This is a genomic window from Actinoplanes palleronii (assembly GCF_016862315.1).
GTDB classification, from domain to species: Bacteria; Actinomycetota; Actinomycetes; order Mycobacteriales; family Micromonosporaceae; genus Actinoplanes; species Actinoplanes palleronii.
In genome coordinates this window covers 1-20337 of sequence record NZ_BOMS01000184.1, presented here as the reverse complement: position 1 = coordinate 20337, position 20337 = coordinate 1, and the positions used below count along the sequence as shown (strand labels likewise).

The following is a 20337-nucleotide window of genomic DNA, read 5'->3' as shown; positions in this document are numbered from 1 at the left end:
GAGAAGGCAGGAAGGCGGTCAGAAGTCGAGGGCGAGCTTGACCAGGTCGTCGACGTCCATCGCGTCGAAGTTCCCGTCGGCCGGTGGCGTCGGTGCCGCCGGTGCCAGCGCCAGCAGCCGGGCCAGCAGCCCGGATTCGCGCAGCCGCGCGAGGTCGACGGCGGCCAGCGCCGCCCGGATCTCGGCGTCGCTGAGCGCGACCGGCGCCGCGACGGGTGCCAGCGCCTGCCGCAGGTGACCGGCGAGCGACTCGGCGTTCGGGTGGTCGAAGACGACCGTCGGTGCGAGCGGGACGCCGGTGGCGGTGATCAGCCGATCGCGCAGCTGGACGGCGGTCAGCGAGTCGAACCCGAGCTCGGTGAAGGCCCGGGCGGGTGCGACCGCGGCGCCCGAGGTGTGCCCGAGCACCACGGCGACCTGGTCGCGGACCAGTTTCAGCAGGATCCGATCCCGTTCGGCCGGCTCGGCGGCGTCGAGCCGCGCGGCCAGGTCCGAGAGGGCGGGGCCGGACGGGGCCGGCTCGGGTTCCGGCAGCAGGTCGGCGATCAGCGGCCGGTGCCGGGCCGCGGAGAACACCGGGACGAACCGGTCCCAGTCCACGTCGGCGATGGTGACCAGGGCCTGCTCGGCGCCGACGGCCAGGGCGAGCGCGTCCAGGGCCCGGGCCGGTGCCATCGGGGTGAGGCCGCGGCGGCGCAACTGCTCGGCGATCCGGTCGTCGGCGGCCATGCCGATGCGCGCCCAGGGTCCCCAGGCGACCGCGGTGGCGGGCCGGCCGGCGGCCCGGCGGCGGGCCACCAGCGCGTCGAGGGCCGCGTTGGCCGCCGCGTACGCCGCCTGGCCCGCGCTGCCCCAGACGCCGGCGATCGAGGAGAAGACGATCAGGTGCGCGGCGGGCAGCAGGGCGTCGAGGTGTTCGGCGCCGTCCACCTTGCCGGCCGCGACGGCGCGCAGGTGGGCGCGGTCCTCGTCGGCGAGCGGCAGGTCCTCGCTGATCCCGGCGGCGTGCACCACGGTGTCGACCGGGCCCACGGCGTCCAGAAGGTGCGCCACGGCGGAACGGTCCGCCAGGTCGCAGACGTGCACCTCGGCCTGCGGCAGCGCGGCGAGCAGCTCCGTGACGCCGGGGGCGTCGGCGCCGCGGCGGGAGACCAGGATCAGCCGGTGTGCCCCGCGCCCGGCCGCCCACCGGGCCACCTCGGCGCCGAGGCCGCCGGTGCCGCCGGTGACCAGCACGGTGCCGGACGGCTCCCAGGAGCGGGCGCCCGGTGGCAGCGGTGCGGCGACGACGCGGCGCAGCAGCACGCCCGGCTCGCGCACGGCGACCTGGTCCTCGCTGCCGAGCCCGCCGGCGAGCACGGCCACCAGCCGGTCGGGTGTGGCGCCGTCGAGCCGGTCCGGCACGTCGACGAGCCCGCCCCACCGGTCCGGGTGTTCCAGGGCGGCGACCCGCGCCAGTCCCCACGCGCCGGCCGGGCCGAGCAGGGCTGCCGGGTCGGTGGGGCCGGTGGCGACCGCACGCCGGGTGAGGAACCAGTGTGGCGCCGCGATGCCCTGCTGCAGGACGTCCAGGGCTTCGGCGGGGGTGGCGACGGCGGCCAGGACGCCGGTCAGGCCCGGTCCGGGCCGGTCGGTGACGGTGGCGCCGGCGGCGCGCAGCAGGTCGGCGAGGGTGCCGTCGTCGCCGGTGAGCAGCCAGGTGCCGGTCAGGGTGGCCGGTGCCGGTTCGGGTGCCGGGTGCCAGGCGACGCGGTAGCGCCAGGCGTCGGTGCCGGGCACGGCGGCGGGCACGGAGTCCAGCCAGAACCGGCGGCGGTTAAAGGCGTACGGGGGCAACTCCACCCGCCCCGCGCCGGGCAGCACGGCGTCCCAGTCGACAGGTGCCCGGGCGGCCGTCTCGGCGAGCGCGGTCAGCGCGGTGGTGACCTCGTCGTGCCCGCGGCGCAGCACCGGTACCGCGCCCGGTACCAGCGCGGACAGCACCGCGTCCGGGCCGACCTCGATGAACCGGGTGACGCCGGTCAGCTCGTCGACCGCGTCGGCGAAGCGCACGGTAGCCCGCACGTGCCGCACCCAGTACTCCGGGTCAGCCCACGCGCCGCTGCCGGTGAAGGTGAGCCCGCGCACGACGGTACGGAAGTCGTCGAGCATCGGCTCCATCAGCCGGGAGTGGAACGCGTGGCTGGTCCGCAGCCGCGTCGCCTTCCACCCGTGCGCTTCGATGGGCGAAATGTCCGCAGAGGGACCCGACACCACCACCGCACCCAGCCCGTTGACCGCCGCAATGTCGACATCCGGGAACGCGGCACGGACCTCGTCCTCCGACGCTCGCACCGCCAGCATCGCGCCACCTGCAGGCAGCGCCTGCATCAGCCGGCCCCGCGCGGTGACCAGGGTGGCTGCGTCGTCGAGCGACAGCACGCCGGTGACGTGCGCGGCGGCGATCTCACCGATCGAGTGGCCGACCACGGCGTCCGGCCGGATGCCCCAATGCTCGAGCAGGGCGTGCAGGGCCACTTCGACGGCGAAGATGGCCGGCTGGGCATACTCGGTGCGCTGCAGCAGCTCCGCGTCGTCGAGGACGGTGGCCAGGGGCCTGTCGAGGTGCGGATCGAGGGCGGCGCTCACCGCGGCCAGGGCCCGCGTGTAGGCGGGGAACTCCGCGGCGAGCTGGGCGCCCATGCCGGCGCGTTGGGAGCCCTGCCCGGTGAACAGGAACGCGCACTTGCCGCGTGCCGCGACGGCCTCGACGACGCCGGGCACCGCCGCGCCGCCGGCCCAGGCGGTCAGCGTGGCCGCGGCCGCCTGCGGGCCGTCCGCGGTGGTCGCCAGGAACACCGCGCGGTGCTGCAGGGTGGCGCGCCGCGCGGTGGCACGGGCCACGTCGGTCATTGCGGCGCCGGGATGCGCGGCGAGATAGCGGCTCAGCTCCCCCGCCTGGCGGCGCAGCGCCTCAGGGTCGGGAGCGGTGACGATCAGCGGCACCATCCGGCGCGCTTCGGCAGGCGCGGCAGCCGCGGCGGCCGGGGGTTCCTCGACGATGACGTGCGCGTTGGTACCGCTGATCCCGAACGACGACACACCCGCACGCCGGGGACGATCGCCGGCCGGCCACGGCAGCGCCTCGGTGAGCAGCGCGACGTTGCCGGCGGCCCAGTCCACCTGCGGCGTCGGCTCATCCACGTGCAGGGTGCGCGGCAGCACGCTGTGCCGCATCGCTTGGACGACCTTGATGATGCCGGCGACACCCGCGGCGGCCTGGGTGTGGCCAAGGTTGGATTTGATGCTGCCGAGCCGCAGCGGTTCGGCCCGGTCCTGGCCGTACGCGGCGAGCACCGCCTGCGCCTCGATCGGGTCACCCAGGGTGGTGCCGGTGCCGTGCGCCTCGACCAGGTCGACGTCGCGCGCCCCGATCCCGGCGGCTGCGAGGGCGGCCCGGATGACGCGCTGCTGCGCCGGGCCGTTCGGCGCGGTCAGCCCGCTGGACGCGCCGTCCTGGTTGACCGCGGTGCCACGCACCACGGCGAGGATCGGATGGCCGAGGCGCTGGGCGTCGGAGAGCCGTTCGACCAGCAGCATGCCGGCGCCCTCGCCCCAGCCGGTGCCGTCGGCGGCCGCCGCGAACGACTTGCACCGCCCGTCCGCGGCCAGCCCGCGCTGCCGGGAGAACCCGATGAACGTGTCCGGGGTGGCCATCACGGCAGCGCCGCCGGCGAGGGCCAGGTCGCATTCGCCGGACTGCAGGGCGTGTGCCGCGAGGTGCAGCGCGACCAGCGACGACGAGCAGGCGGTGTCGACGGTGAGCGCCGGGCCTTCCAGCCCGAGCGTGTAGGCGATCCGTCCGGACGCCACGCTGCCCGAGTTGCCGGTGCCGAGGTACGCCTCCACGTCGTCGGGCACGTCGAGCAGCCGGGCGGCGTAGTCGTGGTACATCAGCCCGGTGTAGACGGCGGTGCGGCTGCCGCGCAGGCCGAGCGGGTCCAGTCCGGCGCGTTCGACGGCCTCCCAGGCGGTCTCCAGCAGCAGGCGCTGCTGCGGGTCCATGGCCAGGGCCTCGCGGGGCGAGATGCCGAAGACGTCCGGGTCGAAGTCGGCCGCCTGGTAGAGGAAGCCGCCCTCGCGGGCGTAGGAGGTGCCGGGGTGGTCGGGATCCGGGTGGTAGAGCCCGTCGACGTCCCAGCCCCGGTCACCGGGGAACGGGCCGATGCCGTCACGACCGTCGGCGACCAGGTCCCACAGCTCGTCCGGGCTGGTGATGCCACCCGGATAACGGCACGCCATGCCGATGATGGCGATGGGCTCCCGGGTGCCGGCCTCGACCTCGGCCAGCCGTTTGCGGGTCTGGTGCAGGTCCGCGGTCACCCGCTTGAGATAGTCCCGCAGCTTCTGCTCACTCGACGACACCGCGCCTCACCCCACTCCGGCGGCGCCGCGGACGAGCGGCACCGCCGCGGACGCTAGGAGCCCCCGCCAACCCCCTCAACCCCTACCCGGCCCCAGGGTTCACAGGCCCAGCTCGTTGTCGATGAAGGCGAACATCTCGTCGTCGCTGGCCTCGTCGAGCTGACCGGCGACGGCGTCGACCGGCTGCCACGCGGCGAGCAGTTTGCGCAGCCGCACCGCGATCTGGTCGCGGACCTGCGGGTCGAGCCCGTCGGCGCCGAGTGCCGTCTCGAGGCGGTCCAGCTCGGCCAGGGCGGGCAGCGGCGGTGCGGCCGGTGCCAGCTGGTCGCGCAGGTGCGCGGCCAGGTCGGCCGGGGCCGGGTAGTCGAAGATGACGGTCGCGGGCAGGCGCAGCCCGGTGGCCGCGGTCAGGCCGTTGCGCAGCTCGACCGCGGTCAGCGAGTCGAAGCCCAGGTCCAGGAAACCGCGAGTGGGTTCGATGGCGCTCGCGTCGGCGTGCCCGAGCACCGTCGCGACGTGGCCGTGCACCAGGTCGAGCAGCATCCCGAGCTGGTCGGCGGGGGCGAGCGCGGCGAGACGTCCGCCGATCGGCGCGGCCTCCGCCGATGGCAAAACCCGCACGGGGGTACGACGTACCAGCGCTCCGAGCAGCGGCGGAACGTCCCCGCCGGCCTGCACGGCGGCCAGGTCCAGGCGGATCGGCACCACCTCGGCGGCCGGTACGGCCAAAGCCGCGTCGAACGCCGCGAGGCCGTCTTGCTCGTCGAACGCCAGCACCCCGGCGCGGGCCATCCGCTGCCGATCGTTCTCGGACAGCTCACCGGCCATGCCGCCGTCGGCCCACGGGCCCCACGCCAGGGCGTGCCCGGGCAGCCCGAGGTCGCGGCGGTGCCGGGCGAGCGCGTCCAGGAACGCGTTCGCCGCGGCGTAGTTGGCCTGTCCGGGCGTGCCGAACAGCGCCGAGGCCGAGGAGAACAGCACGAACGCCGCCAGGTCCCGGTCGCTGGTGAGCTCGTGCAGGTGCCGGGCGCCGTCCACCTTGGGGCGCAGCACCCGGTCGAGCTGGTCGGCGGTCATCGTCTCGGCGATGCCGTCGGCCAGGACCCCGGCGGTGTGCACCACGGCGGTCAGCGGGTGGGCGTCCGGGATGCCGGCGAGCACCGCGGCGAGGGCGTCGCGGTCGGCCACGTCGGCGGCGGCGAGCGTGACGTGGGTGCCGGTGGCGCGCAGCTGTTCGGCGAGGGCGGTGCCGCCGCCGGAGCGGCTGAGCAGCAGCAGGTGGCGTACGCCGTGGGCGCTGGCCAGGTGCCGGGCGACCCGACCGGCGAGCGCGCCGGAGCCGCCGGTGACCAGCACCGTGCCGGTACCGAACAGGCCGGTGCCGGGCGTCTCGGGTGCGGGCGCATCCGGGACGGCGCGGGCCAGCCGGGGTGCGAGCAGTACGCCGGCGCGGATCGCCAGCTGCGGTTCGCCGGTGGCCGCCGCGGCGGTGAGCAGCCGCCACGACGCCGGGTCGTCGTCGAGGTCGGCCAGCACGAACCGGCCCGGGTTCTCCTGCTGGGCGCTGCGCAGCAGGCCCCAGACGGCCGCGCCGGCGAGGTCACCGATTGCGGTGCGGGGCAGCATCGCGTCGCGGGTGAGCACGACGAGCCGCGAGTCGGTGGCCAGGGCACGCTGCAGGATGCCGAGGATCCGGCGGACTTCCTCGGTGGTCTGTTCGGCGGTGCCACCGGCCGGCACAACGACAACCGGGGCACCCAGCATGTCGCCGGCAGGCAAGGTCGGCAGCTCGGGCAGGGCGGTGCCGAGCACGGTCCAGCCGTCGGTGCCGGCGGGTGCCGGTGCCGGCAGCGGGGTCCACCGGACCGCGTAGAGGTCGGCGGCGCCGGGCCGGGCCGACGGCACCGGGCGCAGCACCAGCGACCCCGCGGTGAGCACCGGCTCCCCGGCGGAGGTGAACGCCGCCAGCCGCACGGCGTCCCCGGCCAGGGTGAGCCGCACCCGCAGCCGATCCGCGCCGGTGGCGTGCACGGTGACATCGGACCAGCTGAACGGCAGCCGGGCCGAGGTGTCGCCGGTGCCGCCGGTCAGGCTCAGCGCGTGCAGTGCCGCGTCGATCAGCGCGGGGTGGGCGGCGAACCGCGGCGCGGTGCGCTGCTGCTCGTCGTCGAGGGCGACCTCGGCGAACAGCTCGTCGCCGGACCGCCAGACCTCGCGCAGGGCCTGGAACGCGGGCCCGTAGTCGAGGCCGAGCTCGCTGAGCCCGGCGTAGCAGCCGTCCAGCGGCACCGGCACGGCCCCGGCCGGCGGCCAGGAATCCGGCGCACCCGCGGCCGGAGCCCCGGCGGGCAGCACGGACCCACCGGCGTGGTGCTGCCAGTCGCCATGCTCGCCGTCGGTACGGGAGTGGACGTGCACGTCGCGGCGTCCCAGCTCGCCGGGTTCACCAACCCGGACCTGCAGCTGGACGGCACCGCTGGCCGGGATGACCAGCGGCGCGTGCAGGGTCAACTCCTCGACGGTGTCGCAGCCGGCCCGGTGGGCGGCCTGCACGGCGAGTTCCAGCAGCGCGGTGCCGGGCAGCAGCACCACACCGTTGACCACGTGGTCACCCAGCCAGGCGTGGGTGCGCAGCGACAGCCGGCCGGTGAGCAGCACGCCGGAGCCGTCGGCGACCGGGACGACCGCGCCGAGCAGCGGGTGCCCGGCGTCGGTCAGGCCGGCGGCGCCCAGGTCACCGGTACCGCGGCCGGGGTTGATCCAGAACCGCTGCCGCTGGAAGGCGTAGGTCGGCAGCGGGGCCGGCCGGACGCCGGGGTGCAGTGCGGTCCAGTCGACCGGTACGCCGCGGACGTAGAGGGTGGCGAGCGCGGTCAGCGCGGTGGTGACCTCGTCGCGGTCGCGGCGCAGCATCGGGACCGCGTTCTCGGCGAGGGCGGTGAGCACCGCGTCCGGGCCGACCTCGACGAAGCTGGTCACGTCCGGCAGGGCCGCGACCGCGTCGGCGAAGCGCACCGGCTCGCGGACCTGCCGCACCCAGTACTCCGGGTCGGTCCAGCGCGCGTGCGGGTCGACGCTGGAGACGACCGCGACCGCCGGCTCGTGGAAGGTCAGCCCGCGCACCACGGCCCGGAACTCGTCCAGCATCGGGTCCATCAGCCGGGAATGGAACGCGTGACTGGTCCGCAGCCGGGTCGTCTTCCATCCCTGGCCTTCAATGGGCGAAATGTCTGCCTCGACGCCGGACACGACGACCGCTCGTGGCCCGTTGACCGCCGCGATGTCGACATCGGGGAACGCCGCGCGGACGGCCTCTTCCGAGGCCTGCACCGCGAGCATCACGCCGCCGGCCGGGAGCGCCTGCATCAGCCGGCCCCGGGCGGACACCAGCGTCGCCGCGTCGTCGAGGGACAGCACCCCGGAGACGTGCGCGGCCGCGATCTCACCGATCGAGTGCCCGACCAGGACGTCCGGGACGACGCCCCACGACCGCAGCAGCGCCGCGAGGGCTACTTCGAGGGCGAACAGCGCCGGCTGGGCATTTCCGGTCTCGTCGAGCGCGGTCTCATCGATGTCCAGATGCACCGCGACCGCGTCGTAGGCATCGGCGAACACCGGGAACGCCTCATAGAGACCCCGGCCCATGCCGGGGCGTTGGGCGCCCTGGCCGGTGAAGAGGAAACCGAGTCGGCCGGGACGGGCGGTCCCGGTCAGTGGCGCGGTGCCCGCCACGATGGCGTCCAGGCCGGCGGTGAGTGCGTCGGGGTCCGCGGCCAGGACCACCGCGCGGTGGGTGAGCGCGGGCCGGTGCGCGGCGGCCGCGGCGAGTGCCCGCAGGCCGGCTGCCGGGGTGGTGGCCCACTGCCGGGCCTGGGCGTGCAGGGCGGCTGCGGTGTTGCCGCTGACCGGCACCGGGATCAGCGGCAACGGCGTGGCGGCGGGCTGCCGGGGAGCAGGCGGTGCCTCCTCCAGGATCACGTGGGCGTTGGTGCCGCTGACACCGAACGCCGACACACCGGCGCGGCGCGGGCGGTCACCCGCGGCCCACGGCTGCGCCTGCGTCAACAGCTCGACGTCGCCGGTGGACCAGTCGACGTGCGGTGAGATCTCTTCGGCGTGAAGGGTGGCCGGCAGCAGCTCGTGCCGCATGGCCAGGACCATTTTCGCGATGCCGGCGACACCGGCCGCCGCCTGGGTGTGACCGATGTTCGACTTCACCGAGCCCAGCCAGAGCGGCCCATCAGCACGGTCTTGGCCGTAGGTCGCCAGCAGGGCCTGTGCCTCGATCGGGTCACCCAGCGTGGTGCCGGTGCCATGCGCCTCCACCACGTCGACATCGGCGGCACTCAACCCGGCATTGGCCAGAGCTTGACGGATCACCCGCTGCTGCGCGGGACCATTCGGCGCGGTGAGCCCGTTGGAGGCGCCGTCCTGGTTGACGGCTGTCCCCCGTACCACGGCAAGAACGTGATGCCCGGAAGCGCGAGCCGCGGAAAGACGCTCAACCAGCAGCATCCCCGCGCCCTCCGACCAACCCGTGCCATCCGCCGCGGCACCGAACGACTTGCAGCGCCCGTCGGGTGCCAAACCGCGCTGCCGCGAGAACTCCACGAACACATCCGCGTTCGGCATCACCGTGACACCGCCGACGAGGGCCATCGAGCATTCACCGGAGCGCAGCGCCTGCGCGGCGAGATGCAGCGCGACCAGTGACGACGAGCACGCGGTGTCGATGGTGACCGCCGGGCCTTCCAGGCCGAAGGCGTAGGAGATCCGGCCGGACATCACCGACGAGGCCGTGCCGGTGAGCATGTGGCCTTCGAGGCCGTCTGCCGCCTCGCCGGGCCCGCCGCCGTAGCCCATGAACGAGGCGCCGACGAACACGCCGACCTGCTCGCCGCGCAGGCCGAGCGGGTCGACGGCGGCGGACTCGAACGCCTCCCACGAGGTCTCCAGCAGCAGGCGTTGCTGCGGGTCCATCGCGGTGGCCTCGCGCGGGGAGATGCCGAACAGGCCGGCGTCGAACTCGGCGGCACTGTCGAGGAAACCGCCGTGCCGGGTGTAGGACGTGCCGGGGTGCTCGGGGTCCGGGTGGTAGAGGGCGTCGAGGTCCCAGCCGCGGTCGGCCGGGAAGGCACCGATGCCGTCGCGGCCGCCCGCGACCAGGTCCCAGTACTGCTCCGGGGTACGGACGCCGCCGGGCAGGCGCACACCCAAACCGACGATGACGATCGGGTCGTCGTCGGCCGCCGTCGCGCCAATGGTCGCCGCAGCCGGGGCGTCGGCGCCGGTGATCTGGTCGAGAACGAAGGCGGCCAGCCGCTCGGTGTCCGGGTGGTCGAAGGCCATCGTCGCGGGCAGCGTGAGCCCGGTCGCCGTGCGCAGGCGGTTGCGCAGCTCGACCGCGGTCAGCGAGTCGAAGCCGAGCTCCTTGAACGCCCGGGCCGGTTCGACCGCCGTCGGCGAAGTGTGGCCGAGGACCGTGGCGACCTCGGCGCGGACCAGGTTCAGCACGTGACGGTGCCGGTCGGCCGCCGGCAGGGCGGCGAGGCTGCCGGCCAGGCCGGTGTCGGTCGTCGGGGTGGCGGTCAGGGCCGCGGCCTCGGGCAGCCGGTCGAAGAACGGCCGGGCCCGGCTCGCCGTGAACAGCGGCAGGAACTCGTCCCAGCGCACGTCGGCGACGGTGACCTGTTCGTCGCCGGAGCCGACGGCCAGGGCGAGCGCGGCGAGCGCCCGGCCGGGGGCCATCGGGGTCAGGCCCCGGCGGCGCAGCTGGGCGGCGACCGCGGCGTCGGCAGCCATGCCGGCCTCGGCCCACGGCCCCCAGGCGACCGCGGTGCCCGGCCGGCCGGCGGCGCGGCGGCGGGCGATCAGCGCGTCGAGGGCGGCGTTCGCGGCGCCGTAGGCGGTCTGCTGCGCGCTGCCCCAGACGCCGGAGATGGAGGAGAACACGATGAACGCGTCCACGTCCCCGGCCAGCTCGTCGAGGTGCAGCGCCCCGTCGACCTTGCCGTCGACGACGCGGTGCAGGTGTGCGGCGTCCGCGTCGGTGAGGGCGACGTCCTCGCTGACGCCGGCGGCGTGCACGATCGCGTCGACGGGTCCGACGGCCGCCAGCAGGGTTGCGACGGCCGCGCGGTCGGCCAGGTCGCAGGCGTGCGCCTCGGCCAGGGGCAGGTCGGTCAGCAGGTCGGCGGTGCCGGGTGCGGTGGCGCCGCGGCGGGACACCAGGATCAGGCGTTCGGCGCCGTTCGCGGCCGCCCATCGGGCCACCTGGGCGCCGAGACCGCCGGTGCCGCCGGCGATCAGCACGGTGCCGCGAGGGTGCCAGGTGGTGCCACCGGCGGCGGGCGCTGCGGTGAGACGTCGCAGGAACACACCACTTTCGCGTACGGCGATCTGGTCCTCGGCGCCGAGCCCGCCGGACAGCACGGTCACGACCCGGCCTGCTGCCCGCGCGTCGAGTGCGGCGGGCAGGTCGAGCAGACCGCCCCACGATTCCGGGAGTTCCAGGGCGACGGCGCGGCCGAGTCCCCAGATGGCGGCCTGGTGCACGTCGGGCGGGCCGTCGGAGCGGCCGGTCGTCACCGCGTGCCGGGTGAGCAGCCAGAGCCGGGCACCGGTCGCGGCGTCCGCAGTGGCCTGGGCGATCGTGAGGGCGTCGGCGAGCGAGCCGGGGGCCGCGACGATGCCGGTGGGTGCGCTGGCCCGCAGGGCGGCGGCCAGGTCGGTGCGGGTTCCGGCCGGCAGGGTACGGACCGTTGCGCCGTGCTGTTCCAGCAGAGCGGCGAGCGGGGTGTCGGCGACCACGACCCAGGTGCCGGTCAGCGGGGTGGTCCGCGCCTGGGCGGGTTCCCAGGTGACCCGGTAGCGCCAGCCGTCGATGGTGTCGCGGTCCCGGCTCCGGTCGCGCCAGGAGGTCAGGGCCGGCAGGACGTCGGCGAGGGCGTCGGCGGGGAGGCCGAGCCGGTCGGCGAGCGAGCCGTCGTCGACGGCGGTCCAGAAGCCGGCGTCGACGACCGGGGGCCGCAGCTCCAGCCAGTAGCGCTGGCGCTGGAACGCGTAGGTGGGCAGGTCGGCGGGCCGGACCCCGGCGAACAGCGGCGTCCAGTCGACCGGCACGCCCTGCACGTGCAGGATGGCCAGGGCGGTCAGCGCGGTCGTGACTTCGTCACGGTCGCGGCGCAGCATCGGCACCGCGCCGTCGACCATCGCCGACAGCACGCCGTCGGGGCCGAGCTCGATGAAGCTGGTGACCCCGTCGAGGGCGGCGATCGCGTCGGCGAACCGCACCGGGCGGCGGACGTGCTGCACCCAGTACTCGGGGTCAGCCCAATCACCGGTGCCGGTGAAGGTCAGGGTGGTCACCACGGCCCGGAAATCGTCGAGCATCGGGTCCATCAGCCGCGAGTGGAACGCGTGACTGGTCCGCAACCGGGTCGTCTTCCACCCCTGCTGCTCGACGGGCGAAATGTCCGCCTCGATGCCGGACACGACGACCGCACGCGGCCCGTTGACCGCCGCGATGTCCACATCGGGGAACGCCGCACGGACCTCGTCCTCGGAAGCCTGCACGGCGAGCATCACGCCACCGGCGGGGAGCGCCTGCATCAGACGGCCACGCGCGGACACCAGCGTCGCCGCGTCCTCCAGCGACAGCACCCCGGCCACGTGCGCGGCCGCGATCTCACCGATCGAGTGGCCGACCAGCACGTCCGGGACGACACCCCACGACCGCAGCAGCGCCGCGAGGGCGACTTCGAGGGCGAACAACGCTGGCTGGGCATTTCCGGTCTCATCCAGCGCCGACTCGTCGATGTCCAGATGCACCGCGACCACGTCGTAGGCGTCGGCGAAGGCGGGGAACGTCTCGTAGAGGCCCTTGCCCATGCCGGGGCGCTGGGCGCCCTGGCCGGTGAACAGGAACGCCAGGCGGCCGGTCTGGGCGACGCCCCGGATGGTGGTGTCGCCGAGGATCACGGCGCGATGCGGCAGCGCGGCACGGCGTGCCATGGCGGCACCGACCGTCGGCAGGTTGGCGTCGAGCGGCAGCCGCGCCGTCTGTGCTTCCAGTGCCTCCGGCGTGTGGCCGGACACCAGGACCGGCACCACGGGCAAGGTCAGCGCTTCCGTCTTCTCCTGCGGCGGGGCCGGCGGCTCCTCCAGGATCACGTGCGCGTTGGTGCCGGAGACACCGAACGCCGACACACCGGCGCGGCGGGGGCGGTCACCCGCGGCCCACGGCTGCGCCTCGGTGAGCAGGGCGACGTCGCCGGTGGACCAGTCGATGTGCGGCGAGCGGTCGGCGGCGTGCAGGGTCGCAGGCAGCGTCTGGTGCCGCATCGCGAGGATCATCTTGGCGATGCCGGCGACACCGGCAGCGGCCTGGGTGTGACCGATGTTCGACTTCACCGACCCCAGCCACAGCGGCCCATCAACACGGTCCTGGCCGTAAGTGGCGAGCAGGGCCTGCGCCTCGATCGGGTCACCCAGCGTAGTGCCGGTGCCGTGCGCCTCCACCGCGTCCACTTCAGCGGTGGTCAGCCCGGCGTTGGCCAGAGCTTGGCGGATCACCCGCTGCTGCGCGGGACCGTTCGGCGCCGTGAGCCCGTTGGAAGCGCCGTCCTGGTTGACCGCGGTCCCCCGGACCACTGCCAGGACCGCATGTCCGGCCGCGCGCGCCGTCGACAGCCGCTCGACCAGCAGCATCCCCGCGCCTTCCGACCAGCCGGTCCCGTCGGCGCCCGCTCCGAACGACTTGCAGCGGCCGTCGGCGGCCAGGCCGCGCTGGCGGGAGAACTCCACGAAGATGTCCGGGGTCGGCATCACCGTCACGCCACCGACGAGGGCCATCGAGCACTCACCCGAGCGCAGCGCCTGCGCCGCCAGGTGCAAAGCCACCAGCGACGACGAGCAGGCCGTGTCGACCGTGACCGCCGGGCCCTCCAGGCCGAAGGCGTAGGAGATGCGGCCCGAGATGACCGAGGACGCGGTGCCGGTCAGCAGGTGACCTTCCAGGCCGTCGGCGGAGTCGGTGCCGTAGCCCATGAACGCCGCGCCGACATAGACGCCGACCGGCTGGCCGGCGAGCCCGCGCGGGTCGACGCCAGCGCGTTCCAGCGCCTCCCATGAGGTTTCCAGCAGGAGGCGCTGCTGCGGGTCCATCGCGGTGGCCTCGCGCGGCGAGATGCCGAACAGCCCCGCGTCGAAGTCGCCGGCGCCGCTGAGGAAGCCGGCCTGCTGGGCGTAGAACGTGCCCGGGTGGTCCGGGTCCGGATGGTAAAGGCGGTCCAGGTCCCAGCCGCGGTCGGTGGGGAAGGCGCCGATGCCTTCGGCACCGCCGGCCAGCAGATCCCAGTACTGCTCGGGTGACTCCACGCCGCCGGGCAGGCGCAGGCCCATCCCGACGATGACGATCGGATCGTCGTCCGCGGCGGCCGTGGCCGGCACGTGGATCTCGGGAGCATCAGCGACACCGGTGACCTCGGCCAGCACGAAAGCGGCGAGCCGCTCGGCGCTCGGATGGTCGAATGCGAGGGTGGCGGGCAGCGCCACGCCGGTGGCGGTGCGCAGGCGGTTGCGCAGTTCGACCGCGGTCAGCGAGTCGAAACCGAGGTCCTTGAACGCCCGGTCCGGTGCGACGGATCCGGCGCCGGCGTGCCCCAGCACGGCGGCGACGTCCGCGCGGACCAGGTCGAGGACGGTGCGCTGGCGGTCGGCCGGGGTAAGCCCGGCCAGGCGCGCGGCGAGGCCGGAAGTCGGCGCGGGTGCGGCGGCGGGGGTCGCCTCCGGCAGGAGCGCGAACAGCGGGCGGGCGCGGCTCGCGGTGAACAGTGGCAGGAAGTCGTCCCAGCGCACGTCCGCGACGGTCACCTGGTCCTCGCCAGCACCGACGGCACTGGCCAGGACCGCGAGGGCGCGTGCCGGGTCGAGCGGGGTGAGGCCGTGGCGGCGCAGCTGACCGGCCGTCTCCTCGGCGGCGGCCATGCCGACCCGGGCCCACGGGCCCCAGGCGACGGCGGTGCCGGGCCGGCCTGCTGCCCGGCGGCGGGCGATCAGCGCGTCGAGGGCGGCGTTGGCGGCACCGTAGGCCGCTTGCCGGCCGCTGCCCCAGACACCGGAGATGGAGGAGAACACGACGAACGCGTCCACGTCCCCGGCCAGCTCGTCGAGGTGCAGGGCGCCGTCGACCTTGCCGCGGACGACGCGGTCGAGGTGCGCGGGGTCGGCGTCGGTGAGCGCGACCTCCTCGCTGACCCCGGCGGCGTGCACGACCACGTTGACGGATCCGACGGCCTTCAGCAGGGCCTCGACGGCGGCGCGGTCGGCGAGGTCACAGGCGTGCACCTCGACGGCAGCCCGGTCCGCGCGGTCGACCGGGCGCGCCTCGGCAGCAGCGCGGTTGGCGTGGTCGCTGGCGTGTGCGTCGGCGGCAGGGAGCACGGCTTGCAGCTCCGTCAGCAGGTCGGCGGCGCCGGGTGCCCCTGCGCCGCGGCGGGACACCAGGATCAGGCGCTCGGCGCCGTTCGCGGCGGCCCAGCGGGCCACCTCGGCGCCCAGGCCACCGGTGCCGCCCGCGATCAGGACGGTGCCGCGCGGGCGCCAGGCGGCGCCGCGGGGTGCCGGGGCCGGCCCGAGCCGGCGGACGTGGACGCCGCTGCCCCGGACGGCGATCTGGTCCTCCGCACCGTAGGCGCCGGCCAGCACGGCGGCGACCCGGGCCGCCGAACGGCGGTCCAGCTCGGCGGGCAGGTCGAGCAGGCCGCCCCAGGACTCCGGTCGTTCCAGGGCAACGGAGCGCCCGAAGCCCCAGGTCAGAGCGTGCTCCGGGCGGACGTGGGCGTCGGATCGGCCGACCGCGACCGCGCCGCGGGTGACCAGCCAGAGCGGCGCGGTGATGCTGGTGTCGCCGAGTGCCTGGACGAGCGCGAGGCTCTCGTCGAGCGGGCCGCCGGTGGCCAGGACTCCGGCGATCGGTTTTTCGAGGGTACGCAGCTGCGCGGCGAGGTCGTCCCGGGTTCCGGACGGCAGGCGCAGCACGGTGGCGCCGTGACCGGTGAGGACCGCGTCCAGCCCGGCAGGGTCGGCGCCGGCCAGCACCCACGTGCCCGCCAGTGCCGCCGGTGCGGGCTCGGGTGCGGCCTGCCAGGTGATCCGGTAGCGCCAGCGGTCCGACCGGGTGCGGTCCCGGCCACGGGCGCGCCACGAGGCGAGGGCCGGCAGCACGCTGTCGAGGGAGGAACCGGGGTCGACGCCGAGTTCGGCGGCGAACGTGGTGAGGTCGCCGCGGTCGACGGTGTCCCAGAGGCCCGCCTCGGCCGGGTCGGTGGTGGCGGTGGGAGCGCTGCGCAGCCAGTAGCGCTCACGTTGGAAGGCGTAGGTAGGCAGGTCAGCGGGCCGGACCCCGGCGAACAGCGGCGTCCAGTCCACCGGCACACCCCGCACGTGCAGAGTGGCCAGGGCGGTCAGCGCGGTCGTGACCTCGTCACGGTCACGGCGCAGCATCGGCACCGCGCCATCGACCATCGCCGACAACACCCCGTCCGGGCCCAGCTCGATGAAGCTGGTGACCCCGTCGAGAGCGGCGATCGCGTCAGCAAAACGCACCGGGCGGCGCACGTGCTGCACCCAGTACTCCGGGTCAGCCCAGTCACCGGTGCCGGTGAACGTCAGGGTGGTCACCACGGCCCGGAACTCGTCGAGCATCGGGTCCATCAACCGCGAGTGGAACGCGTGACTGGTCCGCAACCGGGTCGTCTTCCACCCCTGCTGCCCGATGGGCGAAATATCCGCCTCAAGGCCGGACACGACGACCGCACGCGGCCCGTTGACCGCCGCGATGTCGACGTCAGGGAACGCCGCACGGACCTCGTCTTCTGAGGCCTGCACCGCGAGCATCACGCCACCGGCCGGGAGCGCCTGCATCAACCGGCCACGCGCGGACACCAGCGCCGCCGCGTCCTCCAGCGACAGCACCCCGGCCACGTGCGCGGCCGCGATCTCACCGATCGAGTGCCCGACCAGGACGTCCGGGACGACACCCCACGACCGCAGCAGCGCCGCGAGGGCCACCTCGAGGGCGAACAACGCCGGCTGGGCATTTCCGGTCTCATCCAGCGCCGACTCATCGATGTCCAGATGCACCGCGACCGCGTCATAGGCATCCGCGAACACCGGGAACGTCGCGTAGAGACCCCGGCCCATGCCCGGACGCTGCGCGCCCTGGCCGGTGAACAGGAAACCGAGTCGGCCGGGACGGGCGGTCCCGGTCAGCGGCGCGGTGCCCGCCACGATGGCGTCCAAGCCGGCGGTCAGTGCGCCGGGGTCAGCGGCCAGCACCACCGCACGGTGGGTGAGCGCGGGCCGGCGTGCGGCAGCCGCACCGACCGGCAGCAGATCGGTATCGAGCGGCATTCGCGAGGTTTGCGCTTCCAGGGCTTCTGGCGTGTGACCGGACACCAGCACCGGCACCACCGGCAAGATCAGCGGCGCATCGAGGACGGCGACATCGACCGGCGGTTCTTCCAAGATCACGTGCGCGTTGGTGCCGGAGACACCGAACGCGGACACACCGGCGCGACGCGGCCGGTCGCCCGCGGCCCACGGCTGCGGGGCCGTCAGCAACTCGACGTCACCCGCCGACCAGTCCACGTGCGGGGAGCGCTCGCCGGAGTGCAGGGTCGCGGGCAGCAGCCCGTGCCGCATCGCCATGACCATTTTCGCGATGCCGGCGACACCGGCCGCCGCCTGGGTGTGACCGATGTTCGACTTCACCGAGCCCAGCCAGAGCGGCCCATCAGCACGGTCTTGGCCGTAGGTCGCCAGCAGGGCCTGTGCCTCGATCGGGTCACCCAGCGTGGTGCCGGTGCCATGCGCCTCCACCACGTCGACATCGGCGGCACTCAACCCGGCATTGGCCAGAGCTTGACGGATCACCCGCTGCTGCGCGGGACCATTCGGCGCGGTGAGCCCGTTGGAGGCGCCGTCCTGGTTGACGGCTGTCCCCCGTACCACGGCAAGAACGTGATGCCCGGAAGCGCGAGCCGCGGAAAGACGCTCGACCAGCAGCATCCCCGCGCCCTCCGACCAACCGGTGCCATCGGCACCGGCGCCGAACGACTTGCACCGCCCATCGGGCGCGAGGCCACGCTGCCGCGAGAACTCCACGAACACGTCCGCAGTCGGCATCACCGTGACCCCACCCACCAGGGCCATCGAGCACTCCCCGGAGCGCAGCGCCTGGGTCGCCAGGTGCAAGGCGACCAGCGACGAGGAGCACGCGGTGTCGACGGTGACCGCCGGACCCTCAAGGCCGAACGTGTAGGAGATGCGGCCCGAGATGACCGAGGATGCGGTGCCGGTCAGCAGGTGACCTTCCAGGCCGTCGGCGGAGTCGCTGCCGTAGCCCATGAAGGTGGCACCGACGAACACGCCGACCTGCTCACCGCGCAGGCCCAGCGGGTTGACGCCGGCGGCCTCGAACGCCTCCCACGACGTCTCCAGCAGCAGCCGCTGCTGCGGGTCCATCGACAGGGCCTCGCGCGGCGAGATCCCGAACAACCCCGCGTCGAAGTCGCCCGCCTCGGGCAGGAAGCCGCCCTCGCGGGCGTAGAACGTGCCGGCGTGATCCGGGTCCGGGTGGTAAAGGCGATCCAGGTCCCAGCCCCGGTCGGCCGGGAACTCGCCGATCGCGTCGGCGCCGGTGGCGACGAGGTCCCACAGCGCCTGCGGGGTGTCGGCGCCGCCGGGCATCCGCAGGCCCATGCCGACGATGACGATCGGATCGTCGGTGACCGCCGCCGCCGTGATGGTCGTGGGCACCGCGGCGCCGGCGCCGGCGACCTGGTCGAGGACGAAGGCGGCGAGCCGTTCGGTGTCCGGGTGGTCGAACGCGAGGGTGGCGGGCAGCGTCAGCCCGGCGGTGGCCTGCAACCGGTTGCGCAGTTCGACCGCGGTCAGCGAGTCGAAGCCCAGGTCCTTGAACGCCCGGTCCGGGGCGATGTCCGCCGGGGACGCGTGTCCCAGCGCGGCGGCCACCTCGGCCCGGACCAGTTCCAGGACGGTGCGGTGGCGCTCGGCCGGTGCGAGCGGCGCGAGCCGGGCGGCGAGGGCGGAACCGGTGGCCGGTGCCGGCACGGCGGTCGCCGCCTCGGGCAGGTCGGCCAGCAGCGGACGGGCCCGGGTGGCGGTGAACAGCGGCAGGAACTCGTCCCACCGCACGTCGGCGACCGTGATCAGGTCGTCGCCGGCGCCGACCGCCTGGGCGAGCGCGGCGATCGCCGGTGCCGGGTCGAGCGCGACCAGGCCCTGACGGCGCAGCGCCGCGGCGGCCTGAGCGTCGGCGGCCATGCCCACGCGCGCCCAGGGGCCCCACGCGATCGAGGTGCCGGGCCGTCCGGCCGCACGGCGGCGCTGGATCAGGGCGTCGAGGGCGGCGTTCGCGGCACCGTAGGCCGCCTGCCGGCCGCTGCCCCAGGTCGCCGCGATGGAGGAGAACACGACGAACGCGTCCACGTCCCCAGCGAGGTCGTCGAGGTGCTGCGCGCCGTCGACCTTGCCGCGCAGCACGCGGTCGAGGTGCGCGGGGTCGGCGTCGGCCAGGGCTACGTCTTCGACGATGCCGGCGGCGTGCACGACCGCGTGCACCGGGCCGGTCGCGGCGAGCAGCGCCTCGACAGCAGCGCGGTCAGCGAGGTCACAGGCGTGCACCTCGACGGCCGCGCGATCGCCGGTGCGCGTCTCGGCAGCAGGCAGCTCGGCCTGCAGCTCCGCCATCAGGTCGGCGGCGCCGGGTGCCGCAGCGCCGCGGCGGGACACCAGGATCAGGCGCTCGGCGCCGTTCGCGGCGGCCCAGCGGGCCACCTCGGCGCCCAGACCACCGGTGCCGCCGGCGATCAGGACCGTGCCGCGCGGCCGCCACGCCGCGTGGGTGGTGGCCGGGGCGTGGGTGAGGCGCCGCAGGAGCACACCGGCCGAGCGGAGCGCGATCTGGTCCTCGGCGCCCAGCTCGCCGCCGAGCACGGCCGCGAGCCGGCCCACGGCCCGGGCGTCGAGGGTCTCCGGCAGGTCGAGCAGGCCGCCCCAGCGGTCCGGGTGTTCGAGTCCGGCGACGCGGCCGAGGCCCCACACCGCGGCGGTCTCCGGGTCCACAACGGCGTCCGCCCGGCCGGTGGCGACCGCGCCACGGGTCACCAGCCACAGCGGTGCCAGGGTGGTCAGCCGGGTCACGGCCTGGACGAGCGGCAGGGCTTCGGCGGCGGAGCCGGGCGTCGCGAGGATGCCGGACACCAGCTCACCCGCCAGGAGCTCGGCGAGGTCGGCAGGGGTGCCGGTCTGCACGGTGGCGCCGAGGCCGGTCAGGGTGGCGGCGAGGCCGTAGCGGTCGGTGCCGACAAGGATCCAGGTGCCGGGCAGCGCCGGCCGGGCCGGGACGGTGGCGGGCTTCCAGGTGATGCGGTAGCGCCAGCCGTCGATGGCGTCGCGTTCCCGGCTCCGGGCGCGCCACGAGGTCAGCGCCGGGAGGACGTCGGCGAGGGCGGCCGCGGGCAGGCCGAGCCGATCGGCGAGCGATCCGTCGTCAACCGCTGCCCAGAACCCGTCGTCGCCGCGCGCCTTGGTGTTGGTGCCGGGCCAGAATCGCTGGCGCTGGAACGCGTAGGTTGGCAGGTCAGCCGGGCGAACCCCGGCGAACAGCGGCGCCCAGTCCACTTCCACGCCCTGCACGTGCAGCGTGGCCAGGGCGGTCAGCGCCGTGGTGACCTCGTCACGGTCACGGCGCAGCATCGGCACCGCCCCGTCGACCATCGCCGACAACACCCCGTCCGGGCCCAGCTCGATAAAGCTGGTCACCCCGTCGAGAGCGGCGATCGCGTCGGCGAACCGCACCGGCTGCCGGACGTGCTGCACCCAATACTCCGGGTCAGCCCACTCACC

General features: G+C 75.0%; 1 protein-coding gene and 1 pseudogene. Both read right to left on the bottom strand.

The window, feature by feature from the left end; all coding sequences use genetic code 11:
- Positions 1 to 18: 18 nt before the first annotated feature.
- Positions 19 to 4398, bottom strand: a pseudogene (locus Apa02nite_RS48635) (type I polyketide synthase); the annotation flags it as partial.
- Between the two features lie 105 nt (positions 4399 to 4503).
- Positions 4504 to 20310 (bottom strand): type I polyketide synthase, encoded by a 15807-nt coding sequence (locus Apa02nite_RS48630; RefSeq protein ID WP_203831214.1) that lies wholly within the window; start codon positions 20308 to 20310, stop codon positions 4504 to 4506.
- Positions 20311 to 20337: the final 27 nt, after the last annotated feature.